This window comes from Pseudomonas sp. HK3, from assembly GCF_052920985.1.
Genome location: NZ_JBREXD010000001.1, coordinates 1,598,501 through 1,620,806, shown reverse-complemented (window position 1 = coordinate 1,620,806; position 22,306 = coordinate 1,598,501). Strand labels below are relative to the sequence as shown.

At 42.4% G+C, this 22,306-nt stretch carries 16 protein-coding genes and 1 pseudogene; 6 read left to right on the top strand and 11 right to left on the bottom strand.

Annotated features, from left to right (window positions below; all coding sequences use genetic code 11):
- Window positions 1–77 precede the first annotated feature (77 nt).
- Window positions 78–1,367 carry a lipid IV(A) 3-deoxy-D-manno-octulosonic acid transferase gene (gene waaA / locus ACU6U9_RS07470; protein ID WP_446734407.1) on the bottom strand — a complete coding sequence of 430 codons (1,290 nt, stop codon included), beginning with the start codon at window positions 1,365–1,367 and terminating at the stop codon, window positions 78–80.
- 169 nt (window positions 1,368–1,536) lie between these two features.
- Between waaA and hldE the strand changes: the two are divergent.
- Both hldE and ACU6U9_RS07460 read left to right on the top strand, forming a co-directional pair.
- Window positions 1,537–2,965, top strand: a pseudogene (gene hldE / locus ACU6U9_RS07465) (bifunctional D-glycero-beta-D-manno-heptose-7-phosphate kinase/D-glycero-beta-D-manno-heptose 1-phosphate adenylyltransferase HldE).
- A gap of 99 nt (window positions 2,966–3,064) precedes the next feature.
- On the top strand, window positions 3,065–4,009 hold the full coding sequence (locus tag ACU6U9_RS07460) for an LpxL/LpxP family acyltransferase (RefSeq protein WP_446734406.1): 945 nt from the start codon (window positions 3,065–3,067) through the stop codon (window positions 4,007–4,009).
- A 411-nt stretch (window positions 4,010–4,420) separates the two neighbouring features.
- On the opposite strand, the gene ACU6U9_RS07455 is transcribed toward ACU6U9_RS07460, so the two are convergent.
- From ACU6U9_RS07455 to ACU6U9_RS07420, 8 genes are all read right to left on the bottom strand, one after another.
- On the bottom strand, window positions 4,421–5,278 hold the full coding sequence (locus tag ACU6U9_RS07455) for a D-amino acid aminotransferase (protein ID WP_446734405.1): 858 nt from the start codon (window positions 5,276–5,278) through the stop codon (window positions 4,421–4,423).
- A 26-nt stretch (window positions 5,279–5,304) separates the two neighbouring features.
- Entirely contained in the window at window positions 5,305–6,168 is an 864-nt protein-coding gene (locus ACU6U9_RS07450; protein ID WP_446734404.1) for a DUF4392 domain-containing protein, read from the bottom strand.
- Window positions 6,165–7,124: a 5-oxoprolinase subunit C family protein gene (locus ACU6U9_RS07445; protein ID WP_446734403.1), complete on the bottom strand. Its 960-nt coding sequence runs from the start codon at window positions 7,122–7,124 to the stop codon at window positions 6,165–6,167. The genes ACU6U9_RS07450 and ACU6U9_RS07445 overlap by 4 nt, the downstream gene beginning before the upstream one ends.
- A gap of 1 nt (window position 7,125) precedes the next feature.
- Window positions 7,126–7,824 carry a 5-oxoprolinase subunit PxpB gene (gene pxpB / locus ACU6U9_RS07440; protein WP_446734402.1) on the bottom strand — a complete coding sequence of 233 codons (699 nt, stop codon included), beginning with the start codon at window positions 7,822–7,824 and terminating at the stop codon, window positions 7,126–7,128.
- 1 nt (window position 7,825) lies between these two features.
- Window positions 7,826–8,563: a 5-oxoprolinase subunit PxpA gene (locus ACU6U9_RS07435; protein ID WP_446734401.1), complete on the bottom strand. Its 738-nt coding sequence runs from the start codon at window positions 8,561–8,563 to the stop codon at window positions 7,826–7,828.
- Between the two features lie 533 nt (window positions 8,564–9,096).
- Window positions 9,097–9,885, bottom strand: coding sequence for a putative hydro-lyase (locus tag ACU6U9_RS07430; protein ID WP_446734400.1), 789 nt, complete (start codon window positions 9,883–9,885; stop codon window positions 9,097–9,099).
- Between the two features lie 363 nt (window positions 9,886–10,248).
- Window positions 10,249–12,243 (bottom strand): M48 family metallopeptidase, encoded by a 1,995-nt coding sequence (locus ACU6U9_RS07425; RefSeq protein ID WP_446734399.1) that lies wholly within the window; start codon window positions 12,241–12,243, stop codon window positions 10,249–10,251.
- 32 nt (window positions 12,244–12,275) lie between these two features.
- Entirely contained in the window at window positions 12,276–12,863 is a 588-nt protein-coding gene (locus tag ACU6U9_RS07420; RefSeq protein WP_446734398.1) for a LemA family protein, read from the bottom strand.
- A 182-nt stretch (window positions 12,864–13,045) separates the two neighbouring features.
- Between ACU6U9_RS07420 and ACU6U9_RS07415 the strand changes: the two genes are divergently transcribed.
- Genes ACU6U9_RS07415 through ACU6U9_RS07400 form a run of 4 tightly spaced genes read left to right on the top strand, consistent with a single transcriptional unit; the run spans window position 13,046 to window position 16,465 of the window.
- The gene (locus ACU6U9_RS07415) at window positions 13,046–13,594 is read left to right on the top strand and encodes a DinB family protein (protein WP_446734397.1); all 549 of its coding nucleotides are present in this window, start codon (window positions 13,046–13,048) and stop codon (window positions 13,592–13,594) included.
- Between the two features lie 10 nt (window positions 13,595–13,604).
- Window positions 13,605–14,684 carry a hypothetical protein gene (locus ACU6U9_RS07410; protein ID WP_446734396.1) on the top strand — a complete coding sequence of 360 codons (1,080 nt, stop codon included), beginning with the start codon at window positions 13,605–13,607 and terminating at the stop codon, window positions 14,682–14,684.
- A gap of 1 nt (window position 14,685) precedes the next feature.
- Window positions 14,686–15,801, top strand: coding sequence for a hypothetical protein (locus ACU6U9_RS07405; protein WP_446734395.1), 1,116 nt, complete (start codon window positions 14,686–14,688; stop codon window positions 15,799–15,801).
- Window positions 15,782–16,465, top strand: a complete 684-nt coding sequence (locus ACU6U9_RS07400) for a hypothetical protein (RefSeq protein WP_446734394.1) — start codon at window positions 15,782–15,784, stop codon at window positions 16,463–16,465. Before ACU6U9_RS07405 ends, ACU6U9_RS07400 begins: the two co-directional genes overlap by 20 nt.
- Window positions 16,466–16,609: 144 nt before the next feature.
- On the opposite strand, the gene glyA is transcribed toward ACU6U9_RS07400, so the two are convergent.
- A complete protein-coding gene (gene glyA / locus ACU6U9_RS07395; protein ID WP_446734393.1) occupies window positions 16,610–17,872 on the bottom strand; it encodes a serine hydroxymethyltransferase in 1,263 nt (420 codons plus the stop codon).
- A gap of 193 nt (window positions 17,873–18,065) precedes the next feature.
- Window positions 18,066–22,205, bottom strand: coding sequence for an EAL domain-containing protein (locus ACU6U9_RS07390; RefSeq protein WP_446734392.1), 4,140 nt, complete (start codon window positions 22,203–22,205; stop codon window positions 18,066–18,068).
- Window positions 22,206–22,306: the final 101 nt, after the last annotated feature.

Sequence of the window (22,306 nt, the reverse complement as noted above, 5' to 3'; positions counted from 1 at the left end):
CTTCACACCGTTTTATAAAAAAGCCCAAGCGAATCGATATCCGCTTGGGCTTTTTAGCTTTAGAACTCAAACCCGTATTAGTGACGGGCAAATAATGCCTCAATCCATTCGAATACGGTTTGTTTTGCACCACGGTTAGCCTCAACTACGGCTTTCGCAGCTTGCCCCTTTGATTGAGCTAATTGCGCATCTGTTAACCAATCATTGGCTACATCAGCCCAGTTTTCAGCCCCCACCGTTTGCAGGCCACCCGCTTGCTCTAGTTGCTGGCAAATCAAAGCAAAATTAAACTGGCTAGTGCCCATCAATACAGGCACACCTAAACCCGCTGGCTCAAGCGGATTGTGCCCGCCGTTTTCAACAAAACTGCCACCCATCAAACACACATCGCTTGCCGCCAAAAATGCCATCAGCTCGCCCATGGCATCCACCAACAAGACCTGTGTTTGATTTGAGGCGTCTAATAAACTGCGACGGCTCAGCGTAAAACCACGCTGCTGAATCAACCCCGCTACATCATCAAAACGCTCAGGGTGGCGCGGCACCAGAATCATCATCCGTTCAGGGTCGTGTTTGAGCAACGTTGCAAAACCGTCCAATGCAATCTCGTCTTCGCCTTTGTGGGTACTCGCCACAATTAACACCTTGCGCTTATTCCCCCAGCTGTGGCGTAGGGCTTGGCCTTGGTTAAGTAATTCAGGCGAAATCGTTAAATCAAACTTAATGCTGCCCGTGACATTCATGGCATGTTCCGGCATTCCCAGCGCTACAAACCGCTGAGCATCCGCTGCATTTTGCACCGCTAAGCCATCTAATTGATTCAGCATAGCGCGCGCTAACACAGCTACTTTTTGATAGCCTTTGGCACTTTTTTCACTCAAGCGCGCATTCACCACCAACACCTTACAGCCACTTTTTTTACTGCAATGAATCAAATTCGGCCACAGCTCTGTTTCTAAGATCACCAACAATTGCGGACGTACTTTGCGTAAAAACCCCTGCAAAAACCAAGGCAGATCATAAGGTAAATACACATGAAATAGCTGCTTACCCAACTCAGCTGCAAAGCGTTTCTTAACTTGTTCGCTACCAGTAGGGGTAGTCGTCGTAATTGTAATCAGTTCATCAGGATGCGCTTTCATGGTTTGCTCAATCAGCGGCACCGCTGCAATGAACTCACCCACACTCACAGTATGAAACCAAATACCACCTTGCTTACCATTGAGACGCTTAGGACCCGTGAAAAAACCAAAACGCTGCCACCAATGTTTTGCGTAAGCAGGCGCTTTACGTGCACGCACAAATATACGCAACACGATGATGGGAATGAGCGCACTTAAAACAAGGGTATAAAGTAATCTAGCCATGATTTATCTAATACTGTGGATACATAATGAGTACGAGCTCATTCTAGCACCACCGATTCATGATTACCCCTTTGTCGCAAAAGCGAGGCACAACTGGTACACGAAGCACTGCCCACAGCATTTGCTTGTGCTAACATAGCCAGCTAATAAAATTATTTGGTTTTAATTCATGACTTTGCGTATTCCTAACTTTGCCAACGCCCGTATCTTAGTGGTTGGGGACGTGATGTTAGATCGCTACTGGAGCGGCCCAACTTCGCGTATTTCACCAGAAGCACCTGTACCTGTGGTTAAAGTTAGCGATATCGAAGATCGCGCCGGTGGTGCAGGTAACGTGGCGCTCAACATTGCCAGTCTCACCGCCCAAACCAGCTTGTTAGGACTGGTGGGCAGCGATGACAACGCACAAGTATTAAGCACCACCTTGCGTCACCAAAACATTAAAACCCAATTCACCGCCATTGCCAGTCACCCGACCATTACCAAATTGCGTGTTTTAAGTCGCCACCAACAATTGATTCGCTTGGATTTTGAAGAATCCTTTGCTGATGCCGACAACACCAACATGCTAGAAAACTATAAACAGCAAATTGAAGAATGCGACGTGGTCATATTAAGTGATTATGGCAAAGGCGCATTGCACAACATCGAAGACTTTATTGCCATCGCCAATGCTCAAGACAAACCTATTTTTATTGATCCTAAAGGCAGTGATTTTAAGCGTTACAGTGGCGCAACTTTAATCACCCCTAACATGGGTGAGTTCGAGCAAGTGGTTGGCCCGTGTAAAGACGAAGCCGAACTGGTAAGCAAGGGGTTTAAACTACTCGAAACCGTAGGCCTTGATGCTTTACTGGTCACGCGCAGCGAAAAAGGCATGACACTTTTTCAAAAAGGCGAACAGCCTGTGCATTTGGCCGCCACCGCTCGCGAAGTGTATGACGTCACCGGTGCAGGTGATACCGTGATCAGCGTGCTAGCGGCTGCCTTTGCCGCGGGTAGCCCACTGGCCGAAGCCACTGCACTTGCCAACACCGCCGCCGCTCTTGTGGTTGCGAAATTAGGAACCGCAACTGTGAGCCTTGCGGAGTTACGCCGAGCTGCCAAAGCCGATGAAATTGCCCACGGCGGCATCTTAGACGAAGACGCCTTGCTGGATATCATCAGCGATGCCAAAGCCCAAGGCGAAACCATCGTCATGACCAATGGCTGTTTTGATATATTGCACCCAGGCCATGTTAGTTATTTGAAAAATGCCAAAAAATTAGGTGATAAATTAATTGTTGCCGTGAACACGGATGATTCCGTGCGCCGTTTAAAAGGCGAAGGTCGCCCAATTAACCCAACCGACCACCGCATGGATGTATTAATCGGTCTTGAAAGTGTGGATTACGTCGTGCCGTTTAGCGAAGACACTCCTCAGCGTTTAATCGCCAAACTTTTACCCAGGTATTTTAGTCAAAGGTGGTGATTATAAAATTGAAGACATCGCTGGTGGTAAAGAAGTCCTCGAAAATGGTGGCCAAGTACAAGTGCTAAACTTCGAAGACGGGTGCAGCACCACCAACATTATTAACAGTATTAAAGCCCATAGCTGAGCGTTAGACGTTAGACGTTAGACGTCGTCACCTTATTAATTTACTAACGAGAAGAGCAAAACATCTCTCTTCTCTCGTATCCCATCTAACGATAGAAATATGAATAATAAAAAAGAACCCAATCAAATTGAAGATACACGCTTATTAAAGCTCGAATATTTAAAACCTAAATATTGGGGCGTATGGTTATTTGTGGGTTTCTTATTTGTATGCCAATTATTCCCATTCAAAGTCCAATGGAAAATCAGTAAAGGCTTAGCGTGGCTAACCTATAATTTAGCAAAAAGCCGCCGCCATGTTGTGCAAGTCAATGTGGATATTTGTTTTCCTGAGTTAAACGCCGATGAAAAAGACGCGTTAGTAAAAGAAATTTTTCACGAAAACATGCAAGGTTATTTAGACAGCGGTACAGCTTGGTTTGGCAATTATAAACGTTTTAAACCAACCTTGGATGTGCGTGGCAAAGAGCACTTCGATAAGTTTTTAGACAATGGCCAAGGCGTTGTATTAGCCGGTGCACACTTTAGTATTTTAGATTTAGCAGGTGCCATCACCAGTCTCATTACCGAAATGAACGTCACCTATCGCCCATTAGATAACAAATTAATGAACGCCATCATGATGCGTGGCCGCTACCGTTTTGTGACCCACGCGTACCACAAAAAAGACGTCAAAGGATTTATTGATTGTTTGCAACGTGGCGAAGCACTTTGGTATGCACCCGACCAAGACTACGGCCGTAAGCACGCTGTATTTGCACCCTTATTTGGCCGCCAAGCCTCTACTATTTCTGGCCTAACGTTTTTAAGCAAAAGCGGCAACGCGCGCATCGTGCCTTACAGCTATCATCGCAAACAAGATTGCCAAGAATATATTTTAGAATTCTACGAAGCACTGCCTGAAACAGGCGATGAAGAACAAGATGCTAAAGCCTACAATCAGTGGTTAGAAAGCGCAATTCGTCGTTACCCTGCCCAATATCTTTGGTTGCATAAACGCTTTAAAACACAAGAAAACCCAGACGATGTAAATCCGTATAAATAAACACTGAGTAGCTGTCGCTGTAGGGCGGGCACTGCCCACCAGCAACTGTTTTCGTCGGGCAATGCCCGACCTACCTCACTATTCTTTTGTACGAGCTTGCCCCGCGAGCGATCAAACATCCATGTCCGCTTCAATCTAAAATATCTATATTTGGTAGGGTGGGCACTGCCCACCAGCAACTGCTTTTGTCGGGCAATGCCCGACCTACATCACTATTCTTTTGTACGAGCTTGCCCCGCGAGCGATCAAACATCCATGTCCGCTTCAATCTAAAATATCTATATTTGGTAGGGTGGGCAATGCCCGAACCTACCACAATATTTTTTGTCTTTAAGCATTAAAAAAGCCCACCTCTATTTGCATGAAGATGGGCTTACATTCACCAAATCATAATCTAAATATAAGCGTTAATTAAAATTCAAATTTATGGGCCGTGTATTGAGTTTGCGCCGCAAGCCATACGTCGCCTACTTTGCCATCGCCCACTGGCTTGCCATCGATCTCAACCACTGCGGCAATTTCTTTCGATGAGCTGGTAATCCACACTTCGTCTGCGTTCAATACTTCATCCATTGTCACGATGCGTTCTTCTACTCTTATATCGCTGTATTTGCGTAAAATTTCAAGCAGCATAAATCGCGTAATGCCCGGTAAAATTTGGTTATCTAAAGGTGGCGTAATCACCACACCATCCTTAACAATGTAAGCGTTGCATGCGCCTGCTTCGGTTAATTCATTCTTCTCGTTATACAATAATGTTTCGTTGTAACCCTGAGCATAACCAAACTGAAAGTGCATCACGTTACCTAACAAGGCCGTGGATTTAATATTACAGCGCTGCCAGCGTAAATCTTGTGTAGTGGCGACTTTATAGCCTTTCGCTTTTGATTTATCGGGTACGTTGGCGGCCGGAATATCAAACGCATACGCAAACACAGTGGGCGCGACATTTTCAGGGTAAGCGTGGAAACGTTTACTGTCTGTGCCTCGACTTACGTGCAAATAAATTCCGAGATTTTCACCCTCGTTTTTCTCGATTAATTGGTCACAAATTTCACGCCATTTATTTTGATCCCACTTAAATTCAATGCCAATTAACTCTAAGCCTTGATTCATACGATCAATGTGTGGGCCAAAACCTACAAGTTTGCCATTGTAAGCGGGGATCACTTCATAAATGCCATCACCAAATAAAAAGCCACGATCCATCGGTGAAATTTTTGCCTCTTCCATGGGCATAAAATCGTTGTTTAAAAATACAATGCTCATAGGGCACCTCGATAAAATTTTATGATTTACTTATTTACTAATTTCTTTTTACTAACTAATGCGTGTAAACGATTGAGCAAGTCAATGCCCTCTTGAGCTGGTAGGCCATCTTCAGTTAATGTATTTTCACGAGTAACACCATCAACGCTGCCATGCTCTGATAGAAATTGTAGTACAGCCATCGCATCTAGCTTCGCTAACAGGTTTTGTCCGCTTAACCAATCAAGCATGGCAATGAGCCCTAACGCCGCCCAGTTAGACACATCGGCAATGATCAATTCATTACAGCCCGTGGCAGCCGCTTGAATATCTAAGCTTTTTAACGCGTCTTGAATATTGCCCATACCAATCTCATTGCCACCGTCGCCAATCGCAATGGTTGGGCACTGCCCGTGTATCAAAAAGGTATCAAAGCAGGCCGCACGCGCGCTGATGTCTTCACCACGCATATTGTAATATTTACCATCGGCGGCTAAACCTGGGCGCTCAATCGATACAATCAATTCTGGTTGTAATTGTTCAAGGGCTTGCAGCGCTTCTTCATCACGATGAGCATTAAGCCCCACGGTAATTTCATGTACACGATAGATATTGGCTAATTGCCCACTTAACGGAGCACCACAAACGATAACAGGGTGCGCGCCCAGTGCTTCAAATACTTGATACAACGCGATGGCCCCCACTGGCCCATCGGTTTCAAACGTATCCACCACTGGAAAGCCCGTGCCGATTAAAACCGTGCCACGAATAGGCAGCATCATTTGCGCCGCACGTAATACATAACCTTGAGGCAACGCCCCTTGTATAGTTTTCATGCCACGAAGGTTACGTTCAACCAGCATGTTTTCAATATCAAGGCTTAACTGCATTGCCGTCGTCAATTGACTCATGGGGTGTCCTCAGGTGCCACTGCTACTAAAACTTGCTGACTGTATTTATAGTGGGCAAGCGCTAATTCGTTATGGGCTTGATCAATGGAGATCGGTTCAAATGTTACTTTGCCGCCAGCGGTTAATTGCGCAAGCTTGGCTAAATCTAGTGACAGTACCGAACCCATTTTTGGGTAGCCGCCGATGGTTTGGCGATCATTCATTAATACAATGGGTTGACCGTCTTTGGGAATTTGTACCGCGCCTAAACAAATGCCTTCAGATAAAATACCGTCAATATCGCACGTAACTTTTGGACCGGTTAAGCGGTAACCCATGCGATCGCACAAATCACTCACCGCGTATTGATGATTAAAAAACATGCGTTGCTCGTGTCGAGAAAAATGTGCTTGCTGATAACCCGGAATCAAACGCAGCGTCACATTGTTTTTATAAACTGGGCGAGCACTCAAGGGGAGCACAAAACATTTTTTCGCCGTGGTCGACGCCGTTAATACTAATTTATCGCTCGCTTGTAACCCCTTGCCGTTTAAACCGCCAATGCCTTCACGCACCACCGTGCTAACACTTGAAAATTGTTGTTTAATTTTAAAGCCACCCGCCACCGCCACATAAATACGGCAACCTTCAGTGGCATAACCCAATTCAATTTCATCGTGCGCATTTACGTTTAAGGTTTGCCATTGTGATTGTGGTTTACCATTTACTTTAACGACAACTTCGGCACCAGTAATGGCGATTTGTGTTTGGCATGGGCTTTTGAGCTTTAACCCACCAATGGTGTTTTCTAAAACCGGTGTGTTTTCATCGTTGCCCACTAACCTATTGGCCCATTTAAACGCCAACGGGTCCATTGGGCCACCAGTGGTCAACCCAATACCGTGTTGACCAAACCGTCCAGCATCTTGGATTAACGTTAAAATACCCGGCGTTAAAACGTGCATCATATAACTCATGTTATAAGCCCTCCCAGCCGTCGAAGCTGCCACCTAGGGCTAAGAACGTATCTTGATCAATGGCATAAAACTGCACAGCATCACCAGCTTTCACAGGCATGGTTGGTGACGCGTTTGGATTAAACATAGGCGTTGGGCAACAGCCAATTAAATTCCAACCACCTGGACTCACTGATGGGTAAACCGCCGTTTGACGATCCGCAATAGCAACGGCTCCCTTTGGCACTTTTTTACGAGGCGTGGCTAAACGGGCCATAGCAATGCGTTCATCCGTTTCACCCAAGTATGCAAAGCCTGGTGCAAAACCAATGGCGTACACGCGATAAATCGTTTGTTGATGTATCTCTATAACTTGCTCAACACTCAAGCCGGCATGTTGGGCGATGTTGCTTAAGTCTGGGCTGGTTTGTGGGCCATAGTAAACCGGTAACCGCACAATGTTTTCTGCTTGTAAGGGTTGTTTTGTTTGCTCTTGACTAGCAGCGTGTCGAATCAAACCACGCACGTGTAAGTGATCCGTTTTAGACGGGTCGAACACCACCAAAATAGAAGCATAACTGGGCACTAAATCAATTAACGCGTCACCCATATGTTGCGCTAATACTTGGGACATTTGTTGAATACGCACACTGGTTTCATCACTGACGGTTTCAGCAACATAAACGATGAGTGCATTTTCACCCGCCACATGAATGTTCATGTTATGCGCCTTCGATTATGTTACGAATCTGCGCAATGGCCGTTACACCGTCAAGATTATCACCATGCACACATAAAGAATCGGCTTTGATAGTCAGCGTGTTGCCGCTAACAGAGGTGATCGTACCGTGTTCATTTAATTGCTTAACTTGCGCCAGCATTTTTTCTGTATTGTGTACGGCACCCGGTTGACTGCGGGCTAATAGTTTACCGTCATCGTCATAACAACGATCGGCGAAGGCTTCGAATAATAATTCAATGCCAAGCTCATTTGCTTCTTGTGCGTGCTGCGGCGAGTCATTGGTGGATTGCAGCATCAATTTAACCGGACGGTGATAGTGAGCAATGGCTTGCATAATGGCCTGACGCACGTCCGCTTTTGCCATCATATCGTTATATAACGCACCATGTGGTTTGACATACGCCATGATCATGCCTTGGCTTTTTGCCATGCCGTCCAGGGCGCTCATTTGATATAACACTAACCCTTTAATTTCATCACTTGAGCAATTCATCGAGCGGCGACCGAATCCCACAAGATCTGGGTAAGCTGGATGCGCGCCCACTATCACATCATGTTTTTTTGCCAACGCTAAGGTATTCATCATGACAACAGGGTCACCACCATGAAACCCGCAGGCAATGTTCGCTTGATCAATATGCGGGAAAACGTCTTCGTCTAAACCCATTTTCCACGAGCCAAAACTTTCACCCAAATCACAATTTAACAACAACGACATGGTGGCTCCTTATAAAATGACTAACTTAGAATTAGGTATATCTGTCACAACCATGTGGCCCGGTGAATGGGTAATACTAAAAAATCTAGAGTGTTGTTTAGCGGCCATTTGACGGCGGTTATTGTTCATATTTACCACCCTTATAAAATGGCTAACTTAGAATTAGGTATATCTGTCACAACCATGTGGCCCGGTGAATGGGTAATACTAAAAAATCTAGAGTGTTGTTTAGCGGCCATTTGACGGCGGTTATTGTTCATATTTACCACCCTTATAAAATGGCTAACTTAGAATTAGGTATATCTGTCACAACCATGTGGCCCGGTGAATGGGTAATACTAAAAAATCTAGAGTGTTGTTTAGCGGCCATTTGACGGCGGTTATTGTTCATATTTACCACCCTTATAAAATGGCTAATTTAGAATTAGGTATGTCTGTCACAACCATGTGGCCCGGTGAGTGGATAATACTAAAAAATCTAGAGTGTTGTTTAGCGGCCATTTGACGGCGGTTATTGTTCATATTTACCACCCTTATAAAATGGCTAATTTAGAATTAGGTATGTCTGTCACAACCATGTGGCCCGGTGAGTGGGTAATACAGAAGTCAGGCTTAGCGGCCATAATCGCCGCTTGTGGTGTCACACCGCAGGCGGTAAACACAGGTACTTCACCTTCTTTGATCGTCACCGCATCGCCGTATTCTGGTTGGTTAATATCTTTAATACCAATGGCCGCTGGGTCACCAAAATGAATAGGGGCCCCATGTACCGATGGAAACCGACTGCAAATTTGAATCATACGAATCGCATCAACCGGTTTAAATGGGCGCATGCTCACCACCGTATTGCCATGAAAACGCCCCGCCTGTCGACACGCTATATTAGTATCGTACATAGGGACGTTTTTGCCTTCGCTTATATTGCGCACGTCTAAGCCATCAGCGATTAAGGCCTCTTCGAAACTAAAAGAGCAGCCTAATAAAAACGTGACTAAGTCATCACGCCATACATGAGAAATGTCAGCAACCTCATCCACTAATTTGCCCTGCTGCCAAATACGGTATTTAGGCACATCGGTGCGAATGTCGAAATCGGGGGCTACTTCGACAAGATTGGTATCACCGGGCTGTGCCGCCATGGCAACTACGGGGCAAGGCTTGGGGTTTAACTGACAAAACTGGAGAAATTCATTGGCCCACGCTTTAGGGAGTATGGCCACATTGCATTGCACAAACCCCTGACATAAGCCTGAGGTATTGGTTGTGTATTCACCCGTACGAATTGCATGGCGAAGTTGCGCTGGTGTGTATTGTGTGGCCATGCCACACCCCCTTTGTGAACTGAAATTGATTATCTGTCTCAACTTGTAGCATTTTGAGCAATACAGTCAAGTTAATCCATATCACTTAAGGGGTAGAGCACAGGTATTCACTAAAGCATTCAGCCTTGCTTTATGATTGTGCAAATTCCTGCACGTTAAAAAAACTCATTAAACAAACGGTTTATGACTAGGCCAAAAAAAATACATGAATGCTGATTTTTTTTGCAGACGCAAGGGTTGTGTGCCGCATATTAGCGAGCACAATCAAAAAAATACACACCTGAAATAAAGGACAATTATTACAATTGTTGTTTTCAGGTATGCATAGCTTCAATGATAATAAGAAGTATCTAACAAAAGCCACTACAGCTTCATAGCAGGCATTGGGCACGCCAATAATAAACTCATTAATTTTACCGTCTCGTACTCTGAACCTTGAATGATGCCATCGTGTAAAACGATATCACCACAGACATCCATCAGGGAGCGCTTTAACATCGGCGAAAGGGTTTTGAGCTTTTTCAAACTATTGTATATATCTTTTGTTTGAACATCTTTTTCAGCAATTAAACTTTGCTGCTTCATTACAAACACATCCATCATGCGTTGATGTAACGCCGTTTTTTCTTGTGCTTGCCCGCCTGCATTATGGACCAAGCTAGACACAATAACGTTGACCTCATAGGACACCACATCAAACTTTTTAATGGTATGAGACGAACGATTAGGTTTTTTAGGTTCAAACGTATGCTTAAGCAAGCTATACAAACAAATCTCAAATAACGTTAACTTGCCATCCCATTTTGCCATGACGAGCACTTGTTCTAGTAACCCTTTTTGCATGTCCTCATCAAGGGTTTTTAATAATGGAATCAGTAACTCAACCAAAGGCAGTGCCAAGCGAGGGTTTAACCCTTGTGAAAGCAATGTGAGCGTTTGTAAATATTGCTTAGAGGCTGGGTACTGGGCCAACAACCAAGCTTGCTGTTCTTGACGTAACGCTGTTTCTGTATCCATCAGAACATACAGCAGCATGATTTTTGCCAGTTCAGGGTCATGCAATGCTTGGCGATATTCATAAGGAATTTGCTCATGCAGACTCATTGCATAGGCAAGGTTTTCTGGGTTTAGCGTGCCAATCACATCATGTAAATGCTCGTTAGCATGATTTTGCATACGGGCCACATCCGGATTGTAAATACTCTGAGCGGCTTGTGTTTGTTGTGCCTGTTTTTGCTCTCGTTTTTCTTCACGTTGCTGCTTCTTCTCGCGAGATTCAAAGCGCATTATAAATGTAGGGTCGATACTATTAATTCGCTGGTCCAATGGCGGATGCGTTGCAAACCAAGACGATTTTTGTGATGAGCTAATGCACATATGACTAATGCCTTCGGCTCGTGGTAATTGCAAAAAACCTTGATGGCTATTGGTGCGGATAATATTAAGCGCACTGGCAAGTGCTTCTGGGTTTCGGGTAAATTGCACAGCTGACGCATCGGCTAAATATTCACGCTTACGGCTGATTGCCGTTCGAATCAAACGACCTAAGAAAACACCAACAGAGCCAATAACGATTAGTGGCAAACCAATAAAAAAAACACCCGCGTCATCTTTTCTTCTCATACTTGACAATGAATTGCTCGCGATAACATTGTTGTAATTATCTTTATTAAAACCAATCGATGAGCGCCTGTGACCAGATCGGTGTCGACTATCCGCCATCAACATGCGCCCTAGTTCTGACACCCAAACAATGCCGCCGAGTAAAATCATCAAGCGAATATTAATGCGATTGTCGCCATGCAAAATATGGCTAAACTCATGGCCTACAACCGCTTGTAATTCGTCACGGTTCATCGCGTTGATTAAACCATTAGTCACAACTAAAGCACTGTCTTCAAAATCGTAACCGACCACAAATGCATTCACCGACGTTTCGTGATCAAGTACATACACGCCCGGTGTCGTGACACCTGCCGCAATGGCCATTTCTTCTACAACATTAATTAGCTTTTGCTCGGTTTCGTCTTTAGATGCAAACCCCAAAGAGCGCGCACCAAGCTTCACCGCCATGCCATTACCACCATGACGCAGCTCCAACCAACGGCCAAAACTACCACTACCGATAATGAAAAGCGTGACCACAGAGGTAATGAAACCTGCATAGCTAAACTGCCACACTAAAAAGTCACTAAACGTAATGTTAGAAGACGCAAATTGGCTGATGCTAGACCAGCTTAGGCCAACATAAATAGTGCCGTTCACACACAAGACGATAAAAACACAAAAGGCTAAAAACAATAAAAGCAGCCGATTACTGGCTGCTTTTGCTTGTGCTTGATGCTCAAAAAAATCCATATTATTTATTCACTTCTTACACGCTGTTCGAATTAACCAAAGTTAACTTTAACAGGCTTTTTAATGGCTTTGTCTTTGAACTCTAGCAAGTTAGCTTCTTGGAATGAAAACGCATTGGCAATGACATTATTAGGAAACGACTCACGATAAGTGTTGTAAGCCATCACCGCATCATTAAATGCTTGACGTGAATAACTGATGCGGTTCTCGGTCGAACTGAGTTCTTCCATCAATTGCTGAAACTGAGTATCGGCTTTTAGGTCTGGGTAAGATTCGCTTAATGCAAACAGTTTACTCATCATGCCGCCAAGGGCATTTTCAGCACCGTTTAATGCACTCACGTCTATCTGACCTTTAGCCGATTGCATACCCTTTAAAATGGCACTGGCTTCATTACGAGCCGTAATTACCGCTTCTAAGGTCTCACGCTCATGCTTGGCGTAACCTTTAGCCGTTTCGACCAAATTAGGGATCAGGTCATAACGGCGCTGTAATTGAACATCGATCTGAGAAAAGGCGTTTTTATGACGATTCCGTAGGCTCACCAAGCGGTTGAACATCATAACAACAAACAAAACGGCGCCGATAATAACGGCCCAAGTGATCATAGTAGAATCCATAGTTATATCCTTTTCTTTAAGTGGGCAAAGCTTAGCATGGCTGGATTAGACGGGGTAGTAGCCTGTGTATTGGTAATGTAATCTGTGATGTATCAAACAGTCATAATAAACCAAACAATTGATTTCACCGCATACTCAGAATATAGTTTGACCCAATTGGTACAAGTATCTCAAGGACAGAGATGAACGGCATACAGCACTTTCAGACCCTCGCTAAGTACAATATTCGCCTTAATCAGCAAGTATTAGTCGCCGCCTCGTCTTTATCCCACGATCAGATTAATGAAGATCGCGGCGCGTTTTTTAAATCTATTCTCGGTACGCTTAATCACATATTAGTAGGCGATTTATTGTGGCTGCGTCGTTTCTATTTGCATCACGGCCCTGATAGTCAGAGATTCTCCCACTTAAAAACGCTTGATAATTACCCTGCTGTTGAGTCCCTCAATCAAATTCTATTTGATGATTTTGAAGCATTTAAAACGGTGTGCATTGAAGTAGACGCCTCTATAAGTGATTGGATTAACACCCAATTAAGCGAAGCGAATTTAGACAGCACGTTTACTTACCAAAACATCAAAGGCGAAAGTCACAGTAAAAACTTTGGGGAAGTGCTTTCCCATTTGTTTAATCATCAAACCCATCACCGTGGCCAAGTTTCTACCTTGCTTTATCAAGCTGGAGTGGATATTGAGGTTACGGATTATTTGATGGATATAGAGTTTTCTTAAGGTAGATATAATGTCTGAAACAGCCCCAACCGCAGAGATGGCTAATAAGGTTAGCACTGATCTACTCACTTGGTTTAAGTGGGGTAAGATAAATTTAATGGATCAAGACTTTGCATGCGTTAAAGCCGAAAAACATAAAATCAAGAAAAGTACTAAATCTTCAGACCTACCAGATAAACAAGACCTAAAGCATACCCATCCCGTAGATGTAGTGTTCCACTATGTTGATCCTTATCTAGGAAAAAGAATATATTTCAACACTGATTTAAAGAGCTATCAAAAAGGGTCTATAGGCGCATCCCAAGTAAGAACTGCACTCCAGTCATTAGCTAAAACTATTGAGTGTGCGAAAGTTAGCAAAGAATGGGTCGAAAGATACAATATTTTTACTGACAACTTCGAAATCAGGGCTTTATTATTTATTTATAATCATGATAACAAATACGACAAGGATTTTTATAAGGAATTTTTTCATAAAGAAAAGGGGAAAACTCAAAAAATTAATACAGACTCAATTCCTTTAGCAAAAAACCAGCAGCTACATATTATTGAGCCAGCTACAATAAACTACATGCAAACAATACTAACTGACATATCAAAGTTACACATGTTAGGGTCATTCCCAGAAAAAAATTACAATTTCTTTTATCCTGAATTACATCTACACAAGTCATTTGGAGATAAATCAGATAGACCTGCAACTATCGAAATGATATGCGGCCCATTCATCATAATTGAACACGGGGACGTAAAAAAGTATTGTGAGGACAGAGGAGAAATTGATACTACTGGAGAGAAAGGCGTATTGATTTATTACAATGGAAAAGGATCTCATAGTAATGAATTCCTGTATTTACTCGACATGATCTCCAAATTTCAGATTCTGGATAGAGGAGAACTTATTAGAGTTAGGGCTGCCAACTCAGATTACGATCCGGATATTTTAAGTAAATTTGAATCAGCTGTGAGCCAATACATCCATGGCTGGGGATTTGATAAAGAAAAAGAAATGAAAATAAATAGCATTCAATTTGATATTGTAGAAACCACAACTAATAATTTTTCTAAAACAGCAATTGGATGGAAATAAGATGATAAAAGGAAGTCTTTATAGTGTAGGTGACAAAGCACTATACGATGCTCTAAATCAGTCAAAGGTCACAAATAGTGATCTCAAGAGCCTTTTCTTATCTAGAGGAATTATAGTTTCAAAGAGCACAAATAGAGAGAATATAGCAAGGACATTCTCAAGATTCACCCATGGATACAATGATTACCATCAGCTCTCACTAATACTTGGAAATAATAAAAGAAGGGATCGAGTTACTTCTACACGAATAAACAATAATATAAATTCTGAAACAATTGAAACAGCACTAGATGAATTAAAAAGCTCTATAATAAATGAAGGCGCTATCGCCGAGGTGATTTCAAAAAATGGAAATTACATTGTAAAGATAAATTATAAAAAGACTGATTTTAGTAAAAGTGAATTCAAACAAGTAACTGACAAAGAGTCTATAATTTCACTTGAATGTACAAGTTCTAATATTGTTATAAGAGCACCCTACAATAGTGAAACTGAAGAATGGAAATGCGCTTTAGTAGACAACATTGAAAGAGAGCACGAATCCGAGTTAAATGTAACCGAAATATCTCTTTCTCACATACAGGATAGCCAACTAAGAACTGAGTTCTTCAAGAAGCTTGTCGTAAGCCTTAAATCCTACGAATTAGTCGATGTAACAGATGTGTTTGTTTTTCACCCTAAAGAAGAATATAACGAGGAAACAGATACAAATATAGGGATAAGAATAGACAAAGCATCTTTAAAGGGAGTAGGCGTTCTTGAATCATCAGAATTAAATGACCTACACCTTCGAGGCTTTTATATATCAAAAATTATCTGGACTGCTAAAGAAAGAAACCTGGTAGACTCAGATAAATATGTATTGGAAGCACAATTCTCTGATCCAGATGAATTTAATAACTTCAATTACCTCGCAAAAGGTTTTTATCGTTACATTTCGGCCAATGAATTCAGCAAAAGCAAAACCCTACTATCAAATATCGATGAGACAAAAATAAACATTGAGCTTGAAAACTCCGCAAAAGAAACAATTGATTATATTGAAAATTTAAACGAATCAAATTCATTAGCCAAACCGAAAGACTCGGAGTCATTACATGAAGATCAAATGGCTTAAAATAAATTCAAATTTTAGTCTAAATTATTTCATTAACTTAATTAACGAATTTATTTTCAAAGAAAACTCTACTATGGGGTTTATCATTGAAGAAATAAATAAAATTGAATTAACCGCCAGATACATAGAAAAAATCACAACAAAAACATATACAATAGATCCATTTGGAAATGAAGAGATAGAGGATAGAATTAATTATATAAACATTTCATTTAAGATAATGAGTTCATCCAGCAACTTAAATGAATTACTGATTTACAACCCTCCTAGGTCTATAAAACCTTTATTCGATTTCTTTTCAAAAGAAGTTAAGTTAAATTATTCTATTGATAAAATTAATTTTGACATAGAACACTTTATACACTTAAACAAAAAGATATTTGGAAATAGGTCTATTACTATAAAAAAAATTGTTGCTGAAAATGTTTTTATAACTAAAAACTCCAGCGCAAAGATGACTCTTAAGTCATCGAAAGGAACCGCCTTATCAGATCTAAAAAACACACTTAATCTATCAGATATTGATCTATCTAGCGCGATTATTGATATAAAATCCAGTAAACTAAACGATACCATCGAAATATCTAAAAACGGATACTTAGTTGGAGAAAGCCAGCAATATCTTGAAAAAATGGGAAGAGAATTAATACCAACTAAATTTTAGCCATAAAAAAACCCAAGCTACTTTCATAGCTTGGGTTTTTCGTAAGGAAGACGCTTTGTAGAAGTGGTTCCGTGCAAGCACCCTCCTACAAAATTTAGACACCCAATCAGCGTCTTACGTCTCCCGTACCGCGTCTAGTGTTTATTAAGAATAAACAGGCAACGTCGCACAAAGCGCTTTTACTTTCTCACGTACTTGCGCTGTTACTTCTTCAGTGTTGCCGTTTTCTAGGCTGTCCAACACGTCACAAATCCAACCGGTTAGTTCAGCTGATTGTGCTTCGTTGAAACCACGAGAAGTAATCGCTGGTGTCCCGATACGTAAACCAGAGGTTACGAACGGTGAACGTGGGTCATTAGGCACCGCGTTTTTGTTTACCGTGATGTACGCTTCGCCTAAGGCTGCGTCGGCATCTTTACCTGTGTATTCTTTGCCGATTAAATCAACTAGGAATAGGTGATCGTCTGTACCACCCGATACGACGTTAATGCCGCGAGCGATAAATGCTTCTGCCATGGCACGGGCGTTTTTAACCACTTGTGCTTGGTAAGTTTTGTATTCATCAGACATGGCTTCTTTAAAGCAAACCGCTTTACCTGCGATAACGTGCATCAATGGGCCGCCTTGCGACTCAGGGAATACTGCAAAGTTAAGACGCTTGTTAAGCTCTTCGTTATCGTTCGCTAGGATCAAACCACCACGTGGGCCACGTAGAGTTTTGTGTGTCGTTGTGGTTACCACGTCAGCGATGCCAACTGGGCTTGGGTATTCGCCAGCGGCGATTAGACCCGCTACGTGTGCCATATCAACGAACAAGTAAGCGCCTACTTTGTCGGCGATATCGCGAAAGCGCTGCCAATCAACAATACGGCTGTACGCAGAGAATCCCGCTACGATCATTTTTGGCTTGTGCTCAAGGGCAAGTGCTTCCACTTGCTCGTAATCAATTTCGCCTGTGTCTGGGTTTAGACCGTACTGAACGGCATCGTAAATACGACCAGAGAAAGAAACAGATGCACCATGAGTTAAGTGACCACCGTGGGCTAGGCTCATGCCTAAAACTTTGTCGCCTGGTTTCACTAGCGCCATGTAAACCGCGGCGTTGGCTTGTGAACCTGAGTGTGGCTGTACGTTGGCGTATTGTGCGCCGAATAGCTCTTTTGCGCGGTCGATGGCCAGTTGTTCGATCACGTCTACGTGCTCACAACCACCGTAGTAACGCTTACCCGGGTAACCTTCAGCGTATTTATTGGTTAGCTGGCTGCCTTGGGCTTCCATTACACGAGGGCTAGTGTAGTTTTCAGAAGCGATCAGCTCGATGTGGTGCTCTTGACGCACGTCTTCGGCTTGCATGGCTTCCCATAGCGCTGGATCAAAATCCGCAATGTTCATGTCTTTTTTGAACATAAATAGTCCCCGTGATTCAGTTAAATGATAAAGCTGGTGTGTCTTACATTAGCCTATTTTAGCTAATCTAAGAGGAATTGGCCGCATTGTACATCAAGCGTTCAGGCGAGGCACTTGAAAGGCTATCAAGGGGAGTGGAGGATTACTCATGTAGGGCAAGCAGGCCCACACTTGAGCCTGCCGCGCCTAACGTTTATTCCATATACACTTCTTGCTCTGTGTCTAAGAAGTCATGGGCCAAAATATCCGCTGTCACGGGATAACTGTACATATAACCCTGTACCTTATGACAGCCTACTTCTTGCAAAAAGGCCTGTTGCTCTTGTTTCTCGACCCCTTCTGCAATTACCCCTAAACCTAGGTTATTAGCCATGGCGACGATGGTACGAGTAATTTGGGCATCTTCTAAGTTATCCGGCAGGTTTTCAATAAAGCTCTTATCGATTTTCAGGTTATTCACAGGGAACTGTTTTAAATAGCTTAAAGATGAATAACCCGTACCAAAATCATCAATGGATAACTGAAAGCCCATTGCGCGGGCTTCATTCAGCACCGCTAGCGCGCGGTCAACATCGTCCATCAGAATACTTTCGGTCAGTTCTAATTCAATGAGTTCTGGGTCAACCCCAGTTTCATCCACAATACGGCAAATACGATCGAGCATTTGGGCATCTTTAAATTGGCGAGCGCTTAAATTCACCGATAATTTAGGCACCACAAAGCCCGCATCTTGCCAGTCGATGATTTGCTCACAGGCGGTACGCAATACCCATTCACCAACGGGGACAATTAAACCGGTTTCTTCAATGACCGGTATAAAAGTATCCGGGGCAACAATACCAAACCCAGGTCGACGCCAGCGCAATAATGATTCTATGCCACAAATTTGATTTTCAATGGTGTCCCATTGCGCTTGGTAAAATAATTCAAATTCGTTACGGCGCAGTGCCAAGTGCAAATTATTTTCAAGCTCTAAACGCTCCATGGCGTGGGTATTCATGTTCTCGGCATAGAACTGCACATTGTTTTTACCCATGGCTTTTGCATGGTACATGGCGGTGTCGGCATTTTTTAATAGGTCCATGCCGCTGTCTGCATTATCTGGATAGATAGCAACACCCACACTACAACTTAAATACAACTGGCGATCTTCGATATTAAAAGGCTGCTCCAGTCTTTTAAGAATACGCTCGGACACGTCTAAGGATTCTAACATCGCATCGTGACTGCTGGTTAAGCCAGACATAATCACGGTAAATTCGTCACCGCCAATTCGGGCCACTAAGTCTTGCGAGCGAATGGCATTACTTAATCGCTTAGCCACTTCTTTTAATACTTTGTCCCCAACAGGGTGTCCCATACTGTCGTTAATGGGTTTAAAGCGATCAAGGTCAATAAACAGTAACGCGAGAATTTGTTTTCTATCAAGCATTAAACGTTCTAGTGTTTCATGCATTTGTGAGCGATTGGGTAAACCGGTTAAGCCATCAAAATACGCTAAACGCTCAATACGCGCTTCGGTGATTTTTTTCTCAACGATATCCGATGAAATAATAATATGGCTTTGCACACGGCCTTCTGTGTCTTTAAGTGCCGTAATGCCCGTCCAACTTGGGCGAACTTCACCACGCTGGTTAACATACTGTAACTCACCTTGCCAATAACTGTCGCTGAGCAGCGCGGCATTAAGTTCTTTTATTGTTGCTCGTGATGTGGATGGCGAAACAAATTTTTGTGGATTCTTATGGATAACTTCAGAAGATTCATACCCGGTTAAATGTGTAAATGCTTTATTAACACGACTAATGCGGCCGTTGGCTTCTGTTACGATGATCGATTCTGATGAGTTTTCAAATACTTCTGATGCCGTGCGTGCTTCTTTTTCTATGAATCGTTTTTGCGTCACATCTCGACCCGTTGCCAAAATGCCTTCTATCTCATTTGCCTCATTGCGCAAAATGCTGCTTTGAATTTCAAGCACCATAGGTAAGCCGTCATAAACGGTGGCATCAACATCAAAGGTCCGAACAAAATCGGATTCTTTTTTATCATCATTGGCTGCGTCTAAATCTTGTTTAAATACGCGATACAAATACTGGTAGCTGTTGTCTTTTAAAATAACAGACAAACCGCTTTCAAGTACTTTGCTTGCATTCTGACCGAGAATACGTGTAACCGAAGAGCTAATATAATTAAGGTTTAGCTCGCTATCTAAGGTAAAAACCACATCTGACATGCCTTCGGCTAATAGTCGATAACGTCGTTCACTTTGTGATAACTGTTTTTTAGCAAGTTCTTCATCGGTAATATCACGGGCAAGCCCTACATAATAGCGGCTCTCTTGTGAATCATTACGGGTAAAAATAGTATCGCGAAAACGCATGACACGCCAACTACCATCACAATGTTTGGCACGAGCGCTGACTTCATTAACCTGACCTGGTTTTAATGTTTTTAAATCAGTGGTCGCATTATCAACCTTTGCTAGGTCATCTTTATGTAATAAGTTACGCCAGCTGCCTAGTAGTTCCATTTGTGTTTGACTATAACCCAGTAATTCACCAATGTGGCGACTACTGTAAACGCTTTGTTTATTATTTAAATCATTTACATAGATCGGGTCAGGTAACGCTTCGATAACACTGGCCCAAAAACTTTCACTTTCTTTAAGTGCCGATTCGGCAGCAATGCGATCACTTATATTAATAAAACTTAATAAGGCTTGATCTTGACCTACGCTATCAAGCGCACCATTTACAAGATAAAAATGTTGTTTACCATCAAGTGATGTGAATTTAATTTCTGTACTAAAGCGAGATTTATTTTCATTAATTTTTTGTGCAATATCGATCATTAAATCTTTATTATAAAGTTTAAATAATTCACTTATTTTTCCTAATATTTCACTTTTACTGGCGCCGTTATAGATTTTTAATGCCGCATCATTAATGTCAATCAAATGAAACGATGAGCGCAGCGCGGCAAATTCTTTTGGGTGTTGCTTAATATATTCATGAACGGTACTACTACCAATATTGGACAACCATTCTCTAACCAATGAAATATCAATATGCCACATACCAATACCACTGCCATTATAAAGCGCACGATAACGAGAGCGGCTTATATTAAGTAAGTCTCTATCGGCGGTTTGCCGGCTAACATCACGCAATACCCAAATAATCGTCGGGGCCGTTTTTTCTAAGTAAGAAAAATGCTGATTAATATCTAACGTCACCAGCTTGCCATCAAGATCCACCAGCAACTCACCATATTGTGTCAGCACTGAATCATCTCGCCTGTATGACCAGTTCTGTAACCAAGGCATGCCTTCAAACGGAAATGCTTTTTGGATTGGCTTACCAATGACACTTTCAATTTCTTGCCCTTTTAGCCAGCGCTCGGCAGAGGTATTACAAAAAATAATTTTGCCGTTTAAGGTCGTCGTAACCACGACTTCATCAATGCAATCAAGGGCCTGTTCAGCACGTTGCGATTTACGATTAAATTTTTCCAGCTTTTGGCCACTTTCATTGTGAATACGACCAATGATTCTTAATGCCAAATAACCCAATAGAATATAAACAGCAATAAATAGTAATTTTGGGAAAACCAGAGTCAGTATTTCTTTTTGTAAAAAATTCGGTTTTTCCACCGCCACCACTCGCCATGGCGTATTAGCAATATCGTGTACTCCCAATACAGTTTGATCAAGATTGTCTAAATAATTGGCTCGGCTTTGACCATTAAAGTCTTCGATACTTAATACAATACGACCATCACGAGCATTCACTATCGCCAACCGAAAGCTTTCATAATTATCGCTTTCGATAATTCGATTATAAACTTGGATCTTTCGGCTTACGGCTAAATAGTAGGGTTGGTCAATATAATGCGTAAGATCATAAACAAAATGCACACTGCCTACGCCAGATTCAGAATCTGCAAACAGGTTGATAGGGGCTTGTATTGAAGGTGGGTAAACTTCTATCAAGCTTGATAGTCGTGAAATTTCGTCTTTGAACAAGGGCTCGTATTCAGACGCGACCATGTCAAAACCACTATCAAACAATATAAAGCCATGATAATCGGCCAGAGTACTTGCAAGCGCTTGAGGAAACTCTTGATAAGATGATGGATCGCCGTTACCTTGAATAAACCGTTCTATTTGTTCACGGTGCTGATTAATAAGAGAAGGTATACTGTTTTTTTGCGCATAAACGCTATTGGCCGTTTGTTTAGCCAAGCTAGACAAGGTATGGCCCATCATTAATCGTCGATGCTCTTGTCCTTGTGTGTATTCAATATAAAAAGAAACAATTTGTGTGGCCAAGAGGAACACAAAGAACAAAAATAGTAATAGCCGAACAGAATCTTTTTTTATTGTTATTAAACGATCAATCAACATTGTTTTCCCTACCCAGTTTGCGTTTA